The sequence below is a fragment of the Pseudoalteromonas sp. ESRF-bin5 genome (assembly GCF_002632075.1).
Classification (GTDB): Bacteria; Pseudomonadota; Gammaproteobacteria; order Enterobacterales; family Alteromonadaceae; genus Pseudoalteromonas; species Pseudoalteromonas marina.
Genome location: NZ_NTLW01000285.1, coordinates 1 through 20,456, shown reverse-complemented (window position 1 = coordinate 20,456; position 20,456 = coordinate 1). Strand labels below are relative to the sequence as shown.

At 40.6% G+C, this 20,456-nt stretch carries 18 protein-coding genes and 5 tRNA genes; 16 read left to right on the top strand and 7 right to left on the bottom strand.

Features of this window, described 5'->3' with window-relative positions; genetic code table 11:
• From BCG07_RS17680 to BCG07_RS17630, 11 genes are all read left to right on the top strand, one after another.
• Nucleotides 1-77 (top strand) — tRNA-Pro (locus BCG07_RS17680).
• A gap of 58 nt (nucleotides 78-135) precedes the next feature.
• Nucleotides 136-212 (top strand) — tRNA-Arg (locus BCG07_RS17675).
• A 23-nt stretch (nucleotides 213-235) separates the two neighbouring features.
• Nucleotides 236-311: transfer RNA gene (locus BCG07_RS17670), tRNA-His, on the top strand.
• Nucleotides 312-324: 13 nt separating this feature from the next.
• Nucleotides 325-401, top strand: a tRNA-Pro gene (locus tag BCG07_RS17665).
• A 70-nt stretch (nucleotides 402-471) separates the two neighbouring features.
• Nucleotides 472-548, top strand: a tRNA-Pro gene (locus BCG07_RS17660).
• Nucleotides 549-904: 356 nt separating this feature from the next.
• Nucleotides 905-2,209: a trigger factor gene (tig, locus tag BCG07_RS17655; protein ID WP_008126620.1), complete on the top strand. Its 1,305-nt coding sequence runs from the start codon at nucleotides 905-907 to the stop codon at nucleotides 2,207-2,209.
• Between the two features lie 165 nt (nucleotides 2,210-2,374).
• On the top strand, nucleotides 2,375-2,992 hold the full coding sequence (gene clpP / locus BCG07_RS17650; protein ID WP_008126622.1) for an ATP-dependent Clp endopeptidase proteolytic subunit ClpP: 618 nt from the start codon (nucleotides 2,375-2,377) through the stop codon (nucleotides 2,990-2,992).
• Between the two features lie 133 nt (nucleotides 2,993-3,125).
• Entirely contained in the window at nucleotides 3,126-4,409 is a 1,284-nt protein-coding gene (gene clpX / locus BCG07_RS17645; protein WP_006794855.1) for an ATP-dependent protease ATP-binding subunit ClpX, read from the top strand.
• 149 nt (nucleotides 4,410-4,558) lie between these two features.
• Nucleotides 4,559-6,919 carry an endopeptidase La gene (gene lon / locus BCG07_RS17640; protein ID WP_008126626.1) on the top strand — a complete coding sequence of 787 codons (2,361 nt, stop codon included), beginning with the start codon at nucleotides 4,559-4,561 and terminating at the stop codon, nucleotides 6,917-6,919.
• Nucleotides 6,920-7,105: 186 nt separating this feature from the next.
• Nucleotides 7,106-7,402 (top strand): HU family DNA-binding protein, encoded by a 297-nt coding sequence (locus BCG07_RS17635; protein WP_286364811.1) that lies wholly within the window; start codon nucleotides 7,106-7,108, stop codon nucleotides 7,400-7,402.
• A 171-nt stretch (nucleotides 7,403-7,573) separates the two neighbouring features.
• On the top strand, nucleotides 7,574-9,475 hold the full coding sequence (locus BCG07_RS17630; protein WP_243531195.1) for a SurA N-terminal domain-containing protein: 1,902 nt from the start codon (nucleotides 7,574-7,576) through the stop codon (nucleotides 9,473-9,475).
• A 104-nt stretch (nucleotides 9,476-9,579) separates the two neighbouring features.
• On the opposite strand, the gene BCG07_RS17625 is transcribed toward BCG07_RS17630, so the two are convergent.
• The 7 genes from BCG07_RS17625 to pspF all read right to left on the bottom strand — a co-directional run bounded on the left by BCG07_RS17625 (nucleotide 9,580) and on the right by pspF (nucleotide 16,489).
• Nucleotides 9,580-10,038: a VOC family protein gene (locus BCG07_RS17625; protein WP_286891325.1), complete on the bottom strand. Its 459-nt coding sequence runs from the start codon at nucleotides 10,036-10,038 to the stop codon at nucleotides 9,580-9,582.
• Between the two features lie 95 nt (nucleotides 10,039-10,133).
• Nucleotides 10,134-10,895 carry an ATP-binding cassette domain-containing protein gene (locus tag BCG07_RS17620; protein ID WP_008126631.1) on the bottom strand — a complete coding sequence of 254 codons (762 nt, stop codon included), beginning with the start codon at nucleotides 10,893-10,895 and terminating at the stop codon, nucleotides 10,134-10,136.
• On the bottom strand, nucleotides 10,895-11,887 hold the full coding sequence (locus tag BCG07_RS17615; protein WP_286891321.1) for a peptide ABC transporter ATP-binding protein: 993 nt from the start codon (nucleotides 11,885-11,887) through the stop codon (nucleotides 10,895-10,897). Before BCG07_RS17615 ends, BCG07_RS17620 begins: the two co-directional genes overlap by 1 nt.
• Complete coding sequence (locus BCG07_RS17610; RefSeq protein ID WP_006793652.1) at nucleotides 11,888-12,781, bottom strand: ABC transporter permease subunit; 894 nt, start codon at nucleotides 12,779-12,781, stop codon at nucleotides 11,888-11,890.
• Nucleotides 12,768-13,802, bottom strand: a complete 1,035-nt coding sequence (locus tag BCG07_RS17605; RefSeq protein WP_008126634.1) for an ABC transporter permease — start codon at nucleotides 13,800-13,802, stop codon at nucleotides 12,768-12,770. Before BCG07_RS17605 ends, BCG07_RS17610 begins: the two co-directional genes overlap by 14 nt.
• Entirely contained in the window at nucleotides 13,802-15,409 is a 1,608-nt protein-coding gene (locus BCG07_RS17600; RefSeq protein ID WP_008126635.1) for an ABC transporter substrate-binding protein, read from the bottom strand. Before BCG07_RS17600 ends, BCG07_RS17605 begins: the two co-directional genes overlap by 1 nt.
• Before the next feature lie 15 nt (nucleotides 15,410-15,424).
• A complete protein-coding gene (pspF, locus tag BCG07_RS17595) occupies nucleotides 15,425-16,489 on the bottom strand; it encodes a phage shock protein operon transcriptional activator (RefSeq protein WP_008126638.1) in 1,065 nt (354 codons plus the stop codon).
• A 186-nt stretch (nucleotides 16,490-16,675) separates the two neighbouring features.
• Here pspF and pspA point away from each other — a divergent pair, with 186 nt between their 5' ends.
• The 5 genes from pspA to BCG07_RS17570 all read left to right on the top strand — a co-directional run.
• Nucleotides 16,676-17,335, top strand: coding sequence for a phage shock protein PspA (gene pspA, locus BCG07_RS17590; RefSeq protein ID WP_006793648.1), 660 nt, complete (start codon nucleotides 16,676-16,678; stop codon nucleotides 17,333-17,335).
• Nucleotides 17,336-17,401: 66 nt separating this feature from the next.
• Complete coding sequence (gene pspB, locus BCG07_RS17585; RefSeq protein WP_006793647.1) at nucleotides 17,402-17,635, top strand: envelope stress response membrane protein PspB; 234 nt, start codon at nucleotides 17,402-17,404, stop codon at nucleotides 17,633-17,635.
• A complete protein-coding gene (pspC, locus tag BCG07_RS17580; protein ID WP_006793646.1) occupies nucleotides 17,632-18,033 on the top strand; it encodes an envelope stress response membrane protein PspC in 402 nt (133 codons plus the stop codon). Before pspB ends, pspC begins: the two co-directional genes overlap by 4 nt.
• Nucleotides 18,034-18,088: 55 nt before the next feature.
• Nucleotides 18,089-19,513 carry a YcjX family GTP-binding protein gene (locus tag BCG07_RS17575; protein WP_286891315.1) on the top strand — a complete coding sequence of 475 codons (1,425 nt, stop codon included), beginning with the start codon at nucleotides 18,089-18,091 and terminating at the stop codon, nucleotides 19,511-19,513.
• The coding region (locus BCG07_RS17570; RefSeq protein ID WP_286891313.1) for a YcjF family protein at nucleotides 19,510-20,456 on the top strand (947 nt) is incomplete at its 3' end. The genes BCG07_RS17575 and BCG07_RS17570, both read left to right, overlap by 4 nt.

Here is a 20,456-nt window from a genome sequence, read left to right as displayed (position 1 = left end):
CGGCGATTAGCGCAGTTTGGTAGCGCACTTGGTTTGGGTCCAAGGGGTCGCAGGTTCAAATCCTGCATCGCCGACCATTTTTTTATAATTTAATTATAATCGAATAGCTTATTGGTAAACTATGAAGTTTTCGATGCGCCCATAGCTCAGCTGGATAGAGCAACGCCCTTCTAAGGCGTCGGTCGAAGGTTCGAATCCTTCTGGGTGCGCCATTTGAAAACATGTAAATATAGCGGTGATTGTAGCTCAGTTGGTAGAGCCCCGGATTGTGATTCCGGTTGTCGTGGGTTCGAGCCCCATCAGTCACCCCATTTACAAGAATATCGGCGATTAGCGCAGTTTGGTAGCGCACTTGGTTTGGGTCCAAGGGGTCGCAGGTTCAAATCCTGCATCGCCGACCACTTTCTCAAAGTGGTTTTAAACGCTCTGTTTAATTGTTCAGTATGAAAAAAGAAGCTTAGCCTTCAATGTCGGCGATTAGCGCAGTTTGGTAGCGCACTTGGTTTGGGTCCAAGGGGTCGCAGGTTCAAATCCTGCATCGCCGACCATTTTCTTATTTACAACTCCTCTGTATTTTTTTAAATCTATTTTTCTATTGCTATAAATAAAACTCACTTAAACCTCTGAAAACAACGGTTAGCCTGTTTTTTACTCGGTTAGGTGCTGTAGTACCCAATCTATCCCAAATAATTGCCCCCCATACTCGACTATCATAAATATTAGGTTATAATGCCGCGTCTATTGTTTAACATAGTGCCCTAAGGGCAAAGCAGCAATGGTATCTCATGGTAGCGACGGATGCTTTTAAGTGTGAAAAATCGCTTAAACTTTATCAAGACTCATGCAGATCACTTTGTTTGTAAGGAAGGCGAACAGTCGCCAAAATTGAATATTGAGGTAAATCATGCAAGTTTCTGTTGAGACGACCCAAGGCCTTGAGCGCCGTATAACTATCACCGTTCCTGCAGAGAACGTTGAGACCGAAGTAAAAAAACGCCTACAACAACTGTCAAAAACACAGCGTATAGATGGTTTCCGTGCTGGTAAGGTACCTGTATCTGTAATTAACAAGCGTTTTGGCGCTGCAGTTCGTCAAGAAGTTGCTGGCGAAGTAATGCAACGTAACTACATTGAAGCAATCGTTGCTGAAAAAATTAACCCTGCTGGCGCGCCTTCATTCGCTCCTAAATCACTTGAAGCAGGTAAAGACTTAGAATTCTCAGCTACATTTGAAGTTTACCCTGAAGTTGAAGTTCAAGGTTTAGACAAAATTGCTGTTGAAAAACCAGCGGTAACAGTAACTGACGAAGACTTAGCAAACATGCTAGAAACTCTTCGTAAGCAACACGCAGAATGGGCTGAAGTTGATACAGCTGCCGGCGAAAGTGACCGTGTAACAGTTGATTTCGTAGGTACTATCGACGGTGAAGTATTTGAAGGCGGTAAAGCTGATGACTTCCCATTAGAGCTTGGTCAAGGTCGTATGATCCCAGGTTTTGAAGATAACATCGTTGGTAAAAAAGCAGGCGAAGAAGTTGTTGCAGATGTAACATTCCCTGAAGATTACCATGCTGAAAACCTTAAAGGTAAAGCAGCTCAATTCACTATCACAGTGAAAAAAGTAGAAGCGCAAGAGCTTCCTGAATTAAGCGAAGAGTTTGCAACTAAATTCGGTGTTACCGAAGGCGGCGTAGACGCGCTTAAAGAAGAAGTTAAAAAGAACATGACGCGTGAACTTGACCAAGCGGTTAAAGCTAACGTTAAAGACCAAGCAATAAAAGGTCTTTTAGAAAACAACGAAATTGAAGTGCCAAAAGCACTTGTTGATCAAGAAGTTGACGCATTACGTCAGCAAGCAGCTCAACGTTTTGGCGGCGACGCTAAAAACATGCCTGAGCTTCCAGCTGAATTGTTCCATGAGCAAGCTGTAACACGCGTTAAAACTGGTCTTTTATTAGGCGAAGTAATCAAAGCTAACGACATTAAAGTTGATGATGCTAAAGTTGAAGCATTAATTGCAACAGTGGCTTCTGCATACGAAGATCCAACTGAAGTAGTAGAATACTACAAAGCAAATGATCAACTTATGCAACAAATGCGTAATGTTGCAATGGAAGAGCAAGCTGTTGAAGCTATTTTAGCTAAAGCAAATGTTTCAGACGTTGAAAAAGCATTTGATGACATCATGAATCCGCAGCAAGGTGCTTAATAAGTCATTGACTTAAGCTCTCGCTAACGATTAAATGGCTCGTGTTACACTGTTTAAACAGCGTGCCCGGGCCATTTTTAGTTTTTGGCTCTTAATTTGCGAAAAACGATAACTATGCTTCCTTATAATAAGGATAAGTATAAGCGCATAAGGAATTAAATAAGTATGAATACTGGTATTACAGATCCCCTAAATGCATTGGTCCCTATGGTTGTTGAGCAAACACCAAAAGGTGAGCGCTCGTATGATATTTATTCGCGACTTTTAAAAGAGCGTATTATTTTTTTAACAGGCCAAGTTGAAGACAACATGGCAAACCTAATTTTAGCGCAAATGCTATTTTTAGAATCAGAGAACCCTGATAAAGATATTTTCTTATACATAAATTCACCGGGTGGCTCAGTAACTGCTGGTATGGCAATTTACGACACAATGAACTTTATCAAACCTGATGTGAGTACTATTTGTGTAGGACAAGCAGCGAGCATGGGGGCATTTTTGCTTACCGCTGGTGCTAAAGGTAAACGTTTTTGCTTACCTAACTCACGTGTAATGATCCACCAACCTTTAGGTGGTTTCCAAGGTCAGGCGTCTGACTTTGAAATACACGCCAAAGAAATACTATCTATTAAAGATAAGCTAAATCGCTTAATGGCAGAACACACGGGTCAGCCGTTAGATGTGATTTCAAAAGATACTGATCGTGACAACTTCATGAGCGCTTCAGAAGCTGTAGAGTACGGCTTAGTTGACTCAGTATTTGCAAATCGCGATAAAAAGTAAGCGCTTGGTGAGCAGGGGACCTGTTAATCACTTTTAGTTACTATGCGAAAAACAATAAATTTTGTTATAGTTAAGCGTATTGAAATAGCCACCATAAATTTTGGTGGCCAACGTAATAAGATGAGGTAGCTGAATGTCTGACACTCCTACAGACGGCGACAAAAGTAATAAATTGTTATACTGCTCTTTTTGTGGCAAGAGCCAGCACGAAGTACGCAAATTAATTGCAGGCCCTTCAGTATACGTTTGTGATGAATGTGTAGAGTTGTGTAACGATATTATCAGGGAAGAGATCAAAGATATTGCTCCTAAGCATGACTCGTCTGATAAACTACCTGTTCCAAAAGAAATTCGAAAACACCTAGACGACTACGTTATCGGCCAAGACCATGCGAAAAAAGTATTGTCTGTTGCTGTTTACAACCATTACAAACGTCTTCGTAATCAATCAACCAAGCAAGATATTGAGCTTAGCAAAAGTAATATTTTGCTAATAGGTCCGACTGGTAGTGGTAAAACATTACTAGCAGAGACGCTGGCTCGTTTACTTGACGTACCGTTTACAATGGCTGATGCAACGACACTTACCGAAGCCGGTTACGTGGGCGAGGATGTAGAAAATATCATCCAAAAACTATTGCAAAAATGCGACTACGATGTGGAAAAAGCACAGCGTGGCATTGTATACATTGATGAAATAGACAAAATTTCTCGCAAATCAGATAACCCATCAATCACGCGCGATGTGTCGGGTGAAGGTGTGCAACAAGCATTACTTAAGCTGATTGAGGGTACGATTGCTTCTGTGCCTCCTCAAGGTGGACGCAAACACCCACAGCAAGAATTTTTACAAGTAGATACGTCTAAGATCTTGTTTATTTGTGGTGGTGCGTTTTCAGGGCTTGATAAAGTAATTGAGCAACGTAGCCATAAAAATACTGGCATTGGTTTTGGCGTTAGTGTTAAAGAGTCTGCAGAAACGCGTTCTTTAAGCGAGACGTTTAAAGACGTAGAGCCTGAAGACTTAGTGAAATACGGTTTAATACCTGAATTTATTGGCCGTTTACCTGTAGTTGCTACACTCACAGAGCTAGATGAAGCTGCACTCGTACAGATTCTAAGTGAGCCTAAAAACGCGATTACTAAACAGTTCTCAGTGTTGTTTGGTATGGAAGATGTAGAGCTTGAGTTCCGTGATGATGCTTTATCTGCTATCGCTCACAAAGCGATGGTTCGTAAAACCGGTGCACGTGGTCTTCGCTCTATCGTAGAAGGTATTTTACTAGATACCATGTACGAACTTCCATCTATGGATGATGTCAGCAAAGTAGTTATTGACGAAACGGTAATTAAAGGTGAGTCTGATCCAATCTTGATATATGAAAATAATAATCAAGATAAAGCAGCATCTGAATAGTTTTTAAGCTATTTGCATTAAAAAGGAGCCTAGGGCTCCTTTTTTTATAATTAATTTAAACGAGTCGGGGAAAATTGTTGAACTTTAATGTGGTTATCCCCATATACTTGAGTAATCTTTTAAATAAATGAAGTGCGAAGAGAAATATAATGACGCTTGAGAGAACCGACCAAGTCGAAATCCCAGTGCTAGCACTGCGCGATGTTGTGGTGTACCCACACATGGTGATCCCGCTTTTTGTAGGCCGTGAAAAATCAATAAAATGCCTTGAAGCGGCAATGGATAAAGACAAACAAATTTTCTTGGTTGCACAAAAAGATGCAACTGTAGACGAACCAGAGCAAGATGATATTTATCGCATTGGTACTATTGCAACTGTACTTCAATTATTAAAACTCCCTGACGGAACAGTAAAAGTATTGGTAGAAGGCACACAGCGCGCTGAAATCAAAGACTTCGTTGATAACGACGAGTTTTTTGTTGCCGATGCTCAATTTATTGAATCAGATTTAATTGATGAACAAGAGCAAGATGTATTTATTCGAAGCGCAATTAGCCAATTTGAAGGCTATGTAAAGCTCAATAAAAAAATTCCACCAGAAGTGCTCACTTCGGTATCAGGTATTGATGAACCAGCGCGACTTGCAGACACAATGGCTGCGCATATGCCGTTAAAAGTGCCTGAAAAACAAAAAGTGCTAGAAATTTCAAGCGTGACAGAGCGCTTAGAATACCTAATGGCCCTGATGGAAGGTGAAATCGACTTATTGCAGGTTGAGAAGAAAATTCGTACCCGCGTTAAAAAGCAGATGGAAAAATCTCAGCGCGAGTATTACCTCAACGAGCAGATGAAAGCCATTCAAAAAGAGCTTGGTGAACTTGATGATGTTCCTGATGAGTTTGAAGCGCTCAAAAAGCGTATTGAAGAATCGGGTATGTCATCAGAAGCACAAGAAAAAGCCACGACAGAACTTAATAAACTTAAGATGATGTCGCCAATGTCCGCTGAGGCAACGGTTGTACGTTCTTACATCGACACATTAATTAACGTGCCATGGAAAAAACGTTCAAAAGTTAAAAAAGATTTGGCTGGTGCACAAAAAATATTAGACAGCGAACACCATGGTCTTGATAAAGTAAAAGAACGTATTTTAGAGTACCTAGCGGTACAACAGCGTACTAACAAGCTTAAAGGGCCAATTTTGTGCCTTGTAGGACCTCCAGGTGTCGGTAAAACATCACTTGGTCAGTCTATTGCTCGTTCTACTGGCCGTAAGTATATTCGTATGGCGTTAGGCGGTGTTCGTGATGAAGCCGAAATCCGAGGCCATCGTCGAACGTATATTGGTTCTATGCCTGGTAAGCTAATTCAAAACATGACAAAAGTAGGGGTTAAAAACCCACTATTTTTGTTAGATGAAATCGACAAAATGTCTTCAGATATGCGCGGCGACCCAGCTTCAGCATTGTTAGAAGTACTGGATCCTGAGCAAAACAGCCATTTTGCTGATCATTATCTTGAAGTAGATTTTGATTTATCGGATGTTATGTTTGTCGCTACTTCGAATAGTTTTAACATCCCTGGTCCTCTTTTAGACCGTATGGAAGTTATTCGTTTGTCAGGATATACAGAAGACGAAAAGCTTAATATTGCAAAAGAGCACCTGATCACTAAGCAAGTAAAGCGTAATGGCTTAAAAGACAACGAGATTGAAATAGACGATAGTGCAATTATCGGCATTATTCGCTATTACACACGTGAAGCGGGTGTCCGTAATCTAGAGCGAGAAATTTCTAAGTTGTGCCGCAAAGCTGTTAAAAATATTCTGATTGAAAAAGATACTAAAACGGTGACTATTAATCAAGATAATTTAGAAGAGTACTTAGGCGTTCAACGTTTTGACTATGGTAAAGCAGAAGATGGTGATCGAATTGGTCAAGTTACAGGTCTTGCATGGACTGAGGTTGGTGGTGATTTACTGACAATCGAATGTGCAGCCGTGCCAGGAAAAGGTAAATTGACTTACACCGGTTCACTTGGCGATGTAATGCAAGAGTCGATTCAAGCAGCAATGACCGTTGTGCGTAATCGTGCTGATACTTTTCGCATTAACAGTGATTTTTATGAAAAGCGTGACATTCATGTTCACGTTCCTGAAGGTGCAACACCAAAAGATGGCCCAAGTGCTGGTGCAGCCATGGTGACTGGTCTGGTGTCGAGTTTAACAGGTAATCCAGTTAAAGCTGATGTTGCTATGACTGGCGAAATAACGCTTCGTGGTGAAGTTCTGCCTATTGGTGGCTTAAAAGAGAAGTTACTAGCTGCGCACCGTGGTGGAATAAAAACCGTTATTATTCCAAAAATTAACGAACGTGACTTAAAAGAGATCCCAGATAACGTACTGGCAGGTCTTGATATTCACCCAGTTACATGGATTGATGAGGTGTTAAAACTTGCTTTGGTACATCCTGTTGAGAGTTTTTCAGTCGAAACAGAGAAAAAGCAGTAAAAAACGTAAAAAAAGTGCTTTTTAGGGCTTTTCAAATCTAAACGGTATGATAAGTTAAGCACTGGTTTTCAAGCCTAGGCCTTATGTGGCCTAGGCTCAAGAAAAATATAATCATGTGAGCATTACAAGTTTGCTCTAAAATTTTCAAAAAAGTGATGTTAGTTTAAAAAACCATCGCTCTTGATAATAACAATGAAAGAGGATGATATTGTGAATAAATCTCAATTAATCGATCAAATCGCAGCTGATGCTGACATTTCTAAAGCGGCTGCAGGTCGTGCACTTGATTCATTCATCGAATCTGTATCTGGCGCGCTTAAAGATGGCGACTCAGTTGCACTTGTTGGTTTTGGTACTTTCTCAGTACGTGAACGTGCTGCACGAGCTGGCCGTAACCCACAAACTGGTGAAACTATTCAAATCGCTGCTGCAAACATTCCAGCTTTCAAAGCCGGTAAAGCGCTTAAAGACGCAGTAAACTAATCAATAGTTTAAACAGATTAGTTATGGCGAAAGTAAAGTTACTTAATCAGCCTAACAGTTGAATTGAGTAACTTTACCGCTAGTTACTTCAAGTGAAAAAGCGTATCTGGTAAGATACGCTTTTTTTACATGTGACAAGGTATTGAGCCTTGATCAAAAAGAGATAAACAAATGCTTGAGAAAATCAGAGAAGGTTCGCAAGGACCTGTAGCCAAAATAATTTTAGGCGCGGTGATTTTATCTTTTGCTTTAGCAGGGATCGGTAGTTACCTAGGTCAAACCACGGAACAACCTGTTGCTGAAGTAAACGGAGTTAAAATTAGCCAAACGGAATTTAACCGCGCGTACCAAAACGAACGTAATCGTTTAGAGCAACAATTTGGTGAGTACTTTACACAAATTGCTGCAGATCCAAATTATATGGCACAAATTCGTCAAGGTGTAATTGACCGTTTAGTACAACAAGAATTGCAATCACAGTTAGCGGCAGAATTAGGCCTTCGCGTAAGCGATGATACAGTTCGTAAAACAATTTTAGAATTGCCTTACTTCCAACTTGGCGATAAATTTAATAACGATCGTTATTTACAAGTAATTCGTCAAATGAACTTCCAACCAGATACTTTTCGTGAATACCTTCGCGAAGACATGACACGCAGTCAGTTAGTATCAGCAGTTGCAGGCACAGACTTTGCGCTTGAAAGCGAGCTTAAAAGTGCTATTGCTCTTCAACAACAAACTCGTAGCATTGATTACTTAGTAATTAATAAAGAGTCACTTGCAGATAATGTTGAAGTATCAGAGCAAGAAGTTTCAGATTACTATGACCTAAATGCATCGCAGTTTTTATCACCAGAACTTATCTCGGTGAACTATGTCGAATTGAAAGCTGAAAATATAGTTGTTGGTTCAGTGACTGAAGAAGATGTGAAAGCGTCTTATGAGCAAAATAAGGCGCAATATGTTGAGCCTGAAAAACGTCGTGTGTCTCACATATTAATAGATAATAGTGAAGACGATGATGCAGCTAAAGCTAAAGTTGATGCGCTTTATGCTGAGCTTCAACAAGGTGCAGACTTTGCTGAACTCGCAGAGTCTTCATCTGATGATATCGTTAGCGCAGAGATGGGCGGTGACCTTGATTGGATTGAACGTGATGTAATGGATCCTGCATTTGAAGATGCAGCATTTTCACTTGAAGCGAAAGGTGATTTTTCAGAAGTGGTTGCGTCAGAGTTCGGTTATCACATCATTAAACTGACTGATATTCAGGCACAACAAGTTAAACCATTTGATGATGTAAAAGCGGACTTACGTGCTGAATTAGAGCGTGCTGAAAAAATTGATGCATTTTACGATAAGCAAACCGAAATGGGTGCAATTGCGTTTGAAATTTCAGATCGTTTAGATGATGCAGCAGAAGTTGCTGAACTAGAAGTTCAGTCAACCCCTCTTTTAGCATTGAACGCTTTACCTGAGCCGTTAAATACACCGGCTGTTATTACTGCACTAACATCTGTTGACTTACTTGAAGACAAAGTTAACTCTGAAGTTATTGAGTTGGGCGATGAGCACATTGTTATCGTGCGTATTAACGAGCATCAGCCAGCGTCAACCAAACCTTTAAGTGATGTAAGTGAACAGATTAAAACACGCTTGGTAAATGACAAGACCTCTGAGCTTGCCAAAGATAAAGCGCGTAGTTTGTTTGCTGAAATTCAAGCAGGTAAAAGTTTGAATGATATTGCAACTGAGCAAGGTTTAACGCTTCGTCAAGAGTCACAACTAAATCGTCAAAGTTTTGCTGTCTCGCCAGCGATTGTTACTCAGGCATTTAAAATGGCTCACCCAGCAGACACTGCAGTGGTAGATGTTGTTGACTTAAATAACGGTGATGCAGCGATTGTTGCACTTAACTCAGTGACAGATGCTACAGTAACGGCTGATATTGACCCACAAGCTAAACAAAGCATTACAATGGCTCAAGCAAACAAAAACTATATGGTTTTCATAGAGTCGCTTAAAGCTAAAGCTGAACTTAATTTACCAGTAGTTGAACAAGCTGCTGAATAAGTTAGTTTTGGTTATTAAAAAAGGCGCCTCTGAGCGCCTTTTTTATTGCTTTAAATTCGGGTGTGCTTATACCACTGCGTAATAATACCAATCATTTTAGGGCGCTAGATAGGCCTTGCAATAAATTCAATACGGTTACCGCTAGGCTCTCTTATCATCATGTGCTGCGCAGGGCCTTTACCTAAATTCTCTGGTGCAAATTCTATAGTAATATTATTCTGCATTTTTAAGTGCTTATGCAGCCTGCTTAACTTTTCAATACTCTCAACACTGAGTGCTAAATGGTGTAGGCCCACATTTTCTGCTCGATTAAACTCTACACGTTTTTCATTATTCTTAATTCGCCACAATGTAATGGTTGTTTTTTTATTAGATAAAAAGTACGCAGGATAAGTTGGATCATTTCCCAGCACTTTAAAACCAAGCACATCAGTAAAAAACACTTTAGATGAATTTAAATCTGAAACAGTTAAACCTAAATGATCAATTCCGCCAACCCAGTTTTTAACTATGTTAGAGGGCTCGGGAATAGCAGAGGCTGATAAAATCAGTAGGGGAGTAATACTAAGTAGTGTGTTTGAGCATGGAGTGGCCTTGTTAAAAAGTAAAAGTTAATAACAAGACCTTCTAAAATGCACTTACATAACAAAAAATTGCATTAACAGCTTAATAGACGCTGCGTTATTTTTGACTGAGGGTTATTAAATACATTTTCTGTTAAACCATACTCAACCACCTCGCCTTTATCTAGCACAATGACTTGATCACTAATATGGCGTACTAAACTAAGGTGATGGGTGATCATGACATAAGTTAAACCCGTTTCACGTTGTAACTTGAGTAATAAATTTACTATTTGGGCACGTATAGAAGGGTCTAAAGACGATACGGCTTCATCGAGTACCATCACTTTAGGATCTAAAATAAGCGCTCTGGCAAAAGCCACACGTTGTAATTGGCCAACACTGAACATATGTGGATAGTAATGTTGGTGATCGACTAGCAATCCAACTTTAGAGAGTGTTGTATTTATTTTTTCTGAGCGCTCTTCTTCATCAAAGTCCGTATTGTATTGCAAGCAATCATCAAGCATGTCGCCAATAGTTAAACCTGGGTTTAACGACGCCCCTGAGTCTTGGAAAATCATTCTAATGTGACGACATTGGTTATCACGAATACCGTTATCTTCTATTACATTGCCTTCAAGTAATATTTGCCCAGTGTTTGCGTTATCGGCACCGGCAAGTAACTTAGCTAACGTACTTTTCCCTGAGCCTGTTTCACCAATTACGGCAATGGTTTCACCTTTACCAATACAAAAAGAAATGTTTTTTAGCACTTCAAATTTTTTGCGTTTAAATAAACCCGCTCGCACATCAAATGTTTTAGATAGCGCTTGTACTTTGAGAGTAGGCTGCATTACTTCACCTCCTTTATAAGCGGAAAGTGACAAGCGTAGCTGTGCCCACTGTGTTTAGTGAGAGCAGGTGTAACTACACATTCTTTTTGTGCTTGTGGGCAACGTGGCCCAAGTCGGCACCCAATTGGTAAATGTTGTAAAGTAGGAATAGTACCTTTAAGCGCATAAAACGGTTCTTTATGAGCCAAGCCTTGCTCGTAATCTGGCAAGCTTTTCAAAAGTGCTTGTGTGTATGGGTGGCGAGGTTGCTTAAATATTTTATGAGTTGGACCTGCTTCAACCATTTGCCCGCAATATAAAACATGAATCCCATGAGACCAATCAGCAATCTCTTCAAGCTCGTGTGAAATCATTAAAATAGACATATTCTTGAGTTGATTAAGGCTTTTTAATAACCTAAACACTTGCGCACGGGTAGTACTCTCAAGTGCTGTAGTCGGCTCATCAGCAATTAATAGTTTAGGTGTTCGGGCAATTGCCATTGCAATCATTACCTTTTGGCACACACCTTCTGAGAGCTCATGAGGGTAGCTGTCTAGTACCGCTTCATGGTTTTTAATACCAACTTTATGGATAAGTGCTTTAACGCGGTCTTTTCGTTCGCGATTTCGTTTTAAAAAGAATCCCTTGCGAGCGACTTCAGGTAAGGTTTCAGCAATTTGATTAAAAATTTTCGCTGTAGGGTCAAGGCAACGGCTAGGATCTTGATAGATCATTGCAACATCTTTGCTAACCGTTTGTCTGCGTTGCTCCGGAGTTAGGCGCATTAGGTCAACACCACGCCAGTGAATTCTATCAGCGGTTATATTCCAGCGTTCGTTTAATACACCTACTATTGCTTTTGCGATTAGGCTTTTACCTGAGCCTGACTCACCTACAAGCGCATGCACTTCACCTTCTTTTAAGCTAAAGCTAACTCTATCAACTGCTCTTATAACTGTTTCTGAAGTGCGCAGTTCAATGGTTAAATTTCTAACATCTAATAATTGCATTTAATCGGCCTTGCGCTCTTTTAGCACTTGTCTAAGTCCATCGCCTACTAAATTGGTCGATAATACCGCTAAAAATAATAATACGCCTGGTAAGGCAACCGTCCAAGGTGCTAAATAAATTAGGCCAAGGTTTTCTGCCAATATGGCACCCCATTCAGTGGTTGGGGGTTGTGCGCCTAACTTTAAAAAACCCAACGCAGAAATATCTAGTATGGCCGTAGACAGTGCCATAGTAAAAATAACCACTATGTGTTCATAAATATTAGGAAAAATACCGCGCGATATAATATGCCAATTTGAAGCGCCGTCGAGCTTAAACGCGGTGATATAGTCTTTGCTTAGCTCTTCTACTATTAGGTTTCTAATAGAGTGAATAAACTGCGGTAGTAAGGCTAAAATAATAGCCCATACTGTATTCATCAAGCCCGGGCCTAATACTGCAATAATGATAATAGCCAATAATAAAGACGGTATTGAAAGAGTGATATCAAGTAAGTGGTTCAAAAAGCTTGAACGCATACCTCGACTAATGCCAGCAAATGTGCCGACTAATACACCAATTATGGTGGTCAATAATGCAGCGACGACCGATAAACCAAATGTATAGGTTGCGCCGTTCATTAAACGCGACAACACATCACGTCCTAAATCATCAGTGCCTAAAATAAAACGCACATCGCCCATTTCTCGCCACGAGGGTGGAATAAGTAGCGCATCACTGTGCTGCTGGTTTACCCCATAAGGCGCTAAAAATGGTGCGCTGGCAGCGAGTAAGGCAAATGCCAAAAACACCCATAAACCAACAAGGGCAGGGTGATTGTTTTTAAATTTTCGCCAAAATCGCGCTAGTGGCGATTTATTCGACTCTTCAGAAAATACCTTAAACTTTGCCATGGGCTTGGTTCCGTGAGAGTGGGTCGAATAAACTATAAAGAAGTTCGGTTGTTATAGTGGCTAAAATAACAAATAAGGATACAGCCATTAGGCCTCCCTGAATTGCAGGAAAGTCGCGCTGGTAAATGCTGTCTATCAACCAGCGGCCAATACCAGGCCACGAAAAAATAACTTCGGTGATCATAGCAAGCGTTATTAGTGTACTGAATTGCAAACCAATTTTTTTAATTACCGGTAAAAGCGCATTGCGCAGTGCATGATGCATGATTAATTGGCGTCGGTTTAACCCCTTCGCGCGTGCTGTTTTAATAAAATTTTGATCCATTATTTTCAACATTGATTCGCGGGTAAATCTTACAAGCACGGTGGTTGGGTATGTGGCAAGCACAATGGTGGGCAAAGTTAAGTGGTGTAATGCATCTACAAATGCCATTCCTTTATACGGGAAGCCGGCAAGCATAATATCAATGAGCATAAACCCGCTGGCTGCTGGAATTTCATAAAGAAGCCCCATTCTACCCGACATAGGAAACCACCCCAATTTGAGCGAAAAAATCATAATTAATAATAAAGCTAACCAGAATACAGGCATAGAATAGCCTACAATGGTGGTTGAATTAATAAGCTTATCTGGCCAGCGATTGTAATACGCTGAGCCTATAATACCTGCAGGCACGCCAACAAATATAGACACAATAAGTGCATAGACACTTAGCTCTAACGTCGCTGGTAATAAATCAAGAATATGTGAAAAAACATTGTCGCCAGAGGCAAACGATAATCCCCAATCACCCTGAAAAACTCGCCCTAAAAAGGCGAGGTATTGCATAAAATAATTACTGTTATAAAAGTATTTATCTTCTAATTGCGTATTTTGAGAAAAATTATTACTCGGAACGCCACTTAAATTACTTAATGGATCACCAGGGAATAAGTACGCCAACGAAAATGTAAAAATGCTGAGCATAAGCAGCATAAAAAGTAATAAACCAAGGCGGCGTAAAATATAATCGAGGATCATTACTTTTTCCTCGCATTGGCTAACGAAATAGCCCCAAATGGGCCAAGCTCTATGCCGTCTACATCGGCACTGCTTGCTTGAAACCGTAACCCATGAGCAATGGGCAACAAGGGTAATTCATCCATGATAAGCGACTGCACATCTGCGTAGTATTTTTTTCGCATATTTAAGTCTGTTGTATCGAGTGCTTGCGCCAGTAATAGATCAAATTTAGGATTGCACCAATTGGCTGGGTTTTTGCCACTAAATGTTGCTGAGCAGCTTAATAACGGGCTAAAGAAGTTATCGGGGTCTGGCGTATCTGCTGCCCAGCCGAGGAGCACGCTATCGTGTCTGTGCTCTCCAATTCGCTGAATAAACGTATTCCACTCGTATTCTACAATACTGACGTTAACACCTACTTTGCGTAAGTCACTTTGCATTAATTCAGCCATTTTACGTGCATTGGGGTTATAAATACGACTCACTGGCATGGCCCAAATATTCATATCAAACCCATCAGAAAAGCCGGCTTCAGCGAGTAGCTTTTTAGCAAGGTCAGGGTCAAATGATGGCATGCTTGTTTGAGCGTTAAAAGCCCATGAGGTTGGTGGTAACATCGATTCGGCACGTGTTCCATTACCGTAATATACCGCTTGCATTATTTTATCTGTATCAATTGCATGTGCAAGCGCCTTGCGAACTCGAATGTCGTCAAAAGGTGGGCGTTCTGTGTTAAAAGCCCAGTATCCAACATTGAGGTTGGTTTCTTTTTCAATATTAATATCTTCACGCTGGGCTAAAATACTCAACTGAGCACTACTAGGATGAGCGGCTAAGTCGCACTCTTTAGTAAGGAGTTTTGCGATTCGGGCTGTGCCATTAGGGGTAATGTCGTAAACGAGTTGTTCAAGGGCAACGTCGTGTTTCCAATAATCGGGGTTACGGTAAAAGCGGACTAAATTATCACGGCGATATTCACGATAAATGTAAGGACCAGTGCCTACAGGGTATTGATCAAAAAATTCTTCTTGCTCTGCAGCTTTACGTTTCATTGCATACTCGGCCGATAAAACAACCGCAAAGTCAGTGGCCATGTTAGCTAAAAAACTACTTTCAGCATTAAATAATTCAAATCTAACTTGGTGGTCAGACACGCGAACAATTTTACGAATAAGCTGATCAACGCCTACACTTTGAAAATAAGGGTAACTGGCATCACCCACAAAATGATAAGGGTTGTACACATCAAATAAGCGGCTAAAGGTAAAAATTACGTCGTCGGCGTTAAAAGTCCGGCTAGGTGTAAAGTACGCGGTGGTATGAAATGGTACGTCTTTTCGAAGAGTAAAGGTGACCGATTTACCATCTTTACTTACTTTCCAATCTGTTGCGAGTTCGCTCTGAAACTCAGCAGTAACCGGATCAATACTTATTAAGCGGTCATAAAGCTGATTGGCAATAATATCAATAGTTGAGCCTGTGGTTGTCACTTGTGGGTTAAACGACACAGGGTTTGCCTCGGCGCAATAGACCAAGCCTTGGTTTTTTTCTTCAATAACGCGTTCTTCACTATCTAAGCAGCCAACTAAAGTGCCTGCTAGTAAAGCAAGTAAAAATTTATGCACACGCATAACCTCTAACTATTGTTGATCCAACAAATTGTATTTTTTTAGATACCCACGTAATTGATGATACGTTAAACCAAGGACTTCTGCAGTTTTCTTTTGATTAAATTGGCTGTGCTCAAGCGCTTTGTTAATCATATTTATTTCAAATTCATTTGAGCGTTCTTTTAAGCTACAAGGAAATTGAATATTGGCTTCAACTTTTTGCTCAGAAACGTTTACAGGCGCTGCAACAGAAACAGGCTCAGCACTAACATGTTGAGTGGTTATTGGTGCTTTAATACGCGCTTTAGGTCTAAACGGACTTTCGAATGGGTCTAAAATAATCTGGTGAACGGGAATATGTTCACTTCCGTGGCGATATAAGCTACGTTCAACCACATTTTTAAGCTCACGAATATTACCAGGCCAGTTATACGATAAAAGCGTTTCTGTAGCGCTTCGAGTAAACCCGCTGAATAGCTCCCACTCTAAATCGCGTGCCATGTTCATCGCAAATTGCTCTGCAAGCAGCATAATATCGTCTTGACGTTCACGCAGTGGGGGAAGCGTTATTACATCAAATGCTAATCTATCAAGTAAATCACTTCTAAACTCACCTTGTTCAGCAAGGTGTGGTAAGTCTTCATTGGTGGCGCATACTAGGCGAGTATCTACTTTTACAGTTTGCTTGCCGCCAACACGTTCAAACTCACCATACTCTATAACGCGTAGGAGTTTTTCTTGCACCATGGCGGATGTATTTGCTAATTCATCCAAAAATAGTGTACCGCTGTTAGCACGTTCAAAACGGCCTTCGTGACGTTTACTGGCCCCCGTAAATGCGCCGCTTTCATGACCAAACAATTCACTTTCGAGCAGATTTTCGTTCAAGGCAGCACAATTTAGCTTTACGTAGTTTTGATCCCAACGTTTAGATAAAAAATGCAGGCGGGCAGCTATAAGCTCTTTACCTGTGCCTCGTTCGCCAATAATAAGCACCGGCTTATCTAGATTAGCTAGCTGCGATACTTGATCCAACACAGATAAAAAGCTGTCTGATTGGCCCAGTAAATTGTCTTGTTGGCGATATTGGCTCATATTCCCTAAGTCTTAGTCATTTTTACTAACTGTTAGTGTATTTCATAATTATGAATAACTAAAGTAATTTGTATATTTAGTTTAACTTAATGAAAATACAGTGTATTTTAGTTTTTAAAAAGTTGGCAAGCATATTGATACTAGTTAAAGCAGACTAACTAAGTTTTAATTACAGAGGTAAATGTTATGGGAATTTTTTCACGTTTTGCAGATATTGTTAATTCTAATATCAATGCCATTTTAGATAAAGCAGAAGACCCAGAAAAAATGGTGCGTCTGATTATCCAAGAAATGGAAGATACACTAGTAGAGGTTCGCTCTACGTCAGCTAAAACTCTGGCAGAGAAAAAAGAAATTGTTCGCCGCCTAGATACACTTAAAGTTCAAGTAAGTGACTGGCAAGAAAAAGCTGAGTTAGCACTTAGTAAAGACCGCGAAGATTTAGCTCGTTCAGCATTGCTCGAAAAGCAAAAGTCGGCAGATGCAGTGACAGCTGTTGAAGGTGAACTTGAGCATGTAGAGTCTCATATTGAGAAGCTTCAGCAAGAAGTGACCACGTTACAAGAAAAGTTAGCTGATGCTAAATCACGTCAAAAGGCAATAATTCTTCGTCAGCGTTCAGCTGAGTCGCGCCTAGAAGTGAAAAAAGCACTTGATAGCTCGAAGGTAGAAGATGCACTTAATCGCTTTGAACGTTACGAAACTAAAATTGATGGACTAGAATCTCAAATAGAGTCTTACGATTTAGGTAAGCAAACGTTAGCAGACGAAATTGCTGATTTACAAAAAAATGAAAAAATTGATGATGAGCTAGCTGAACTTAAAAAGAAGCTTGCTGATAAGTAATTTACGCAGGGGCATGTAATGTGCCCCACTGCTTAACATATTTGAACGGATTGTCAGGAGAGGGTTATGTTTGATCCAGAGATACTAGTTGCACCATTTATCTTGTTTATGATTTTTGTTGCGCCACTGTGGTTAATTTTACACTACCGTAGCAAAAAACAAGTAAGCCAAGGGTTAAGTGAACACGAACATCGCCAGTTATTAGAACTAGCACACAAAGCTGAACGTATGGCTGATAGAGTCGAAACACTTGAAGCATTGCTAGACCAAGAGTCACCACAATGGAGACGCAAAGTATGAATGCCAAACGCGAATTATTAAGAGACCCACAACGCGGTAAAATAGCCGGAGTATGTGCGGGATTAAGTGACTACTTTAATATGGAGTTATGGTTAGTTCGCATTATATTTGTTAGTGCGGTACTGCTAGCAGGTGGCCCATTGTTTGTGGTAGCGTATATTGCAGCGTGGTTTATATTAGACAAAAAAGAGCCAACGACTGCACATGCGAGCAGCTCAACAAAAGCTGACGATCCGTTAGAGGTAAAATTTAAAGTATGGCAAAAGGGTGAGCCACCGCGCCGCGCTTTACAAGATTTAAAAGAGCGTTTAGCGCGAGTAGATACACGCCTTCAGGATATGGAACGCCATGTTACCTCAAGCGAGTTTACGGTAAGCCGTGAAATCAACAAACTTTAAAGGATTTAATAGCACTTTGTTCGGTGATTAAGCATCAATGAAGTGCTAGCCCATTATGAGTCGTACTTCATTTGCTAAAAAGACCTTTAAAAGTATTAAAGGCAATGCCCAAAAAGCCCTTCACCGTAGTTTAGATCAGCATGTAAAATTGGCTGTAACTGGGTTAAGCGGTAGCGGTAAAACCGCCTTTATTACAGCTCTAGTAAAGCAGTTGACTACACAAGCTAACGATAAAAACCTCCCTTTTTTTGATGTAATGCGAGAGCAGCGCCACATAGCCACTAAAGTTGTACCGCAAGAGGCGTTAAAGGTCCCTACGTTTGACTATCCGCGAGCACTCAATGCTTTACTCCCAAGTGATGGGATGCCTACATGGCCTGCATCAACCGAGCGTATTAACACCTTGCGTTTGGCTATTAAATACCAAAGTGCCTCTGGGTTACGTGGGCACTTTTCACCACAATCTACTCTGTATTTAGACATTATTGACTACCCAGGTGAATGGCTACTTGATTTACCTATGCTTGAGCAAAGCTATAGCCAGTGGTGCGAGCAACAATATCCGCTGTTATTACAGCACCCGCGTGTGAACACCTCTAGTGAATTTTTAAATGCGCTTGATCAGCTTGATTTAAACGCGCCTGTAGATGAGAGCGTACTTGCGCAAATTGCTGAACTTTATCAACATATGCTAGTGGGTCTCAAAAAAGACACTAAACTAGCTATGTTACAACCTGGGCGAATGCTTATGCCTGGTGATTTAAAAGGTGCGCCGCTATTATTGTTTTTCCCTGTTAATTTTAAGCAGGTTAATAGCGATAATATTATTGCGGGGTCTAATTTAGAGCATCTCATTAAGCGCTTTAATGCCTATGTAAAAGAAGTGGTTAAGCCTTTTTATAACGAGCACTTTAAACATTTTGACCGCCAAATTGTGTTAGTTGATGTATTAAGTGCTTTAAACGAAGGCCACGAAACACTACAAGAGCAAAGTAGCGTAATCAACCAATTACTCGCTCACTTTAATTACGGCGAATCGGGCTTTTTTAAGCGTTTATTTAAACCCAACATAGATAAAATACTCTTCGCGGCTAATAAGTCAGATCACATAAGTGCCAAGCACCACAAAGACTTAGCACTTCTACTTGATTCGCTAGTGCATGAGCAAACTAACTATTTAAAATTTGATGGCGTACAAATAGAAACCATGGCTATGTCGTCAATTACTGCAACGCAGCCGCGCCAAGTTACCGATAAAGGCCAAACGCTAGAGTGTATTTACGGCAAGCCACTTAACGAGCAAGATTGGCTAACCTACTTACCCCCACAACCACCTAACCGCATGCTTAATAAAAATGAGTGGCCAGCGCAGGGTTTTGAGTTTTTGTCGTTTGCGCCTATGCCAGCCCCCGACAAGCAACTTAAACATATTCGCCTTGATCATGTGATGCAGTATCTATTAGGAGACAAATTATCATGAGCGACACACAGCAAACTTTTCAAGCAGGTAGGCGAATTGATACCCAAGCTGATGAACAAATTGAAGCTACGCTTGTACCCGCAAAAATAGTGGCTCAAGGTCAAAGTGACTATATTGAAGAACCTGATGAAGAGTTTATTGAAGATGAAATAGACCTAGAGCCGGTATATAAAAAGTCAAAATGGCAAACGCTTAAAGGGGTGTTTACCATAAGCTTTTTAGTACTAGTGTTACTTGAATTTGCTTATTCATTAGTGTTTGCATTTCAACAGTCGGTTGTTTTAGGCGGTGTGTATTTAACCGCTGTGGTAAGTGGTGTGCTTCTTATTGGGCGCATGTTATGGCGCGAATATAGAATGTTGCGCAGCCTTAAACGCAATCAGTTACACCGCCACGAAGCCGACAGACTTTTAAATAGCGAGCAAGTAGGCGGCGCATTACCGTGGCTTGAAAAACTAAACAAGCACCAAAAGCTTAATAACTTTGACAGCTTTAAAAAGCAAGTTGCACAGCATCACAGTGATAAAGAAATAATGACGCTTTACGCAAATAGCTTGCTTATAACGCAAGACACGCAAGCTAAAAAGCTTATAAACCGTTTTGCAACAGAGTCAGCTTTATTAGTTGCACTGAGCCCCATTGCGCTGGTGGATATGATGGCTGTGCTTTGGCGTGGTACTAAGTTAATTGAGCAAATAGGTAAAATTTACGGCATTGGTTTTGGTTACGCAAGCCGCATCAAGCTTTACCGTATGCTTATAAAACAAGTAATGTTTGTAGGCAGTGCAGAGCTTATCTCTGATTTAGCAGCCACTGCTCTCAGCGCAGAATTGCTTGGTAAGCTTTCAGGACGAGCAGCGCAAGGTGTGAGTGCAGGGATTTTTACAGCGCGAATTGGCTATAAAGCAATGGAGTTAAGTCGCCCATTACCTAAACTAGAACA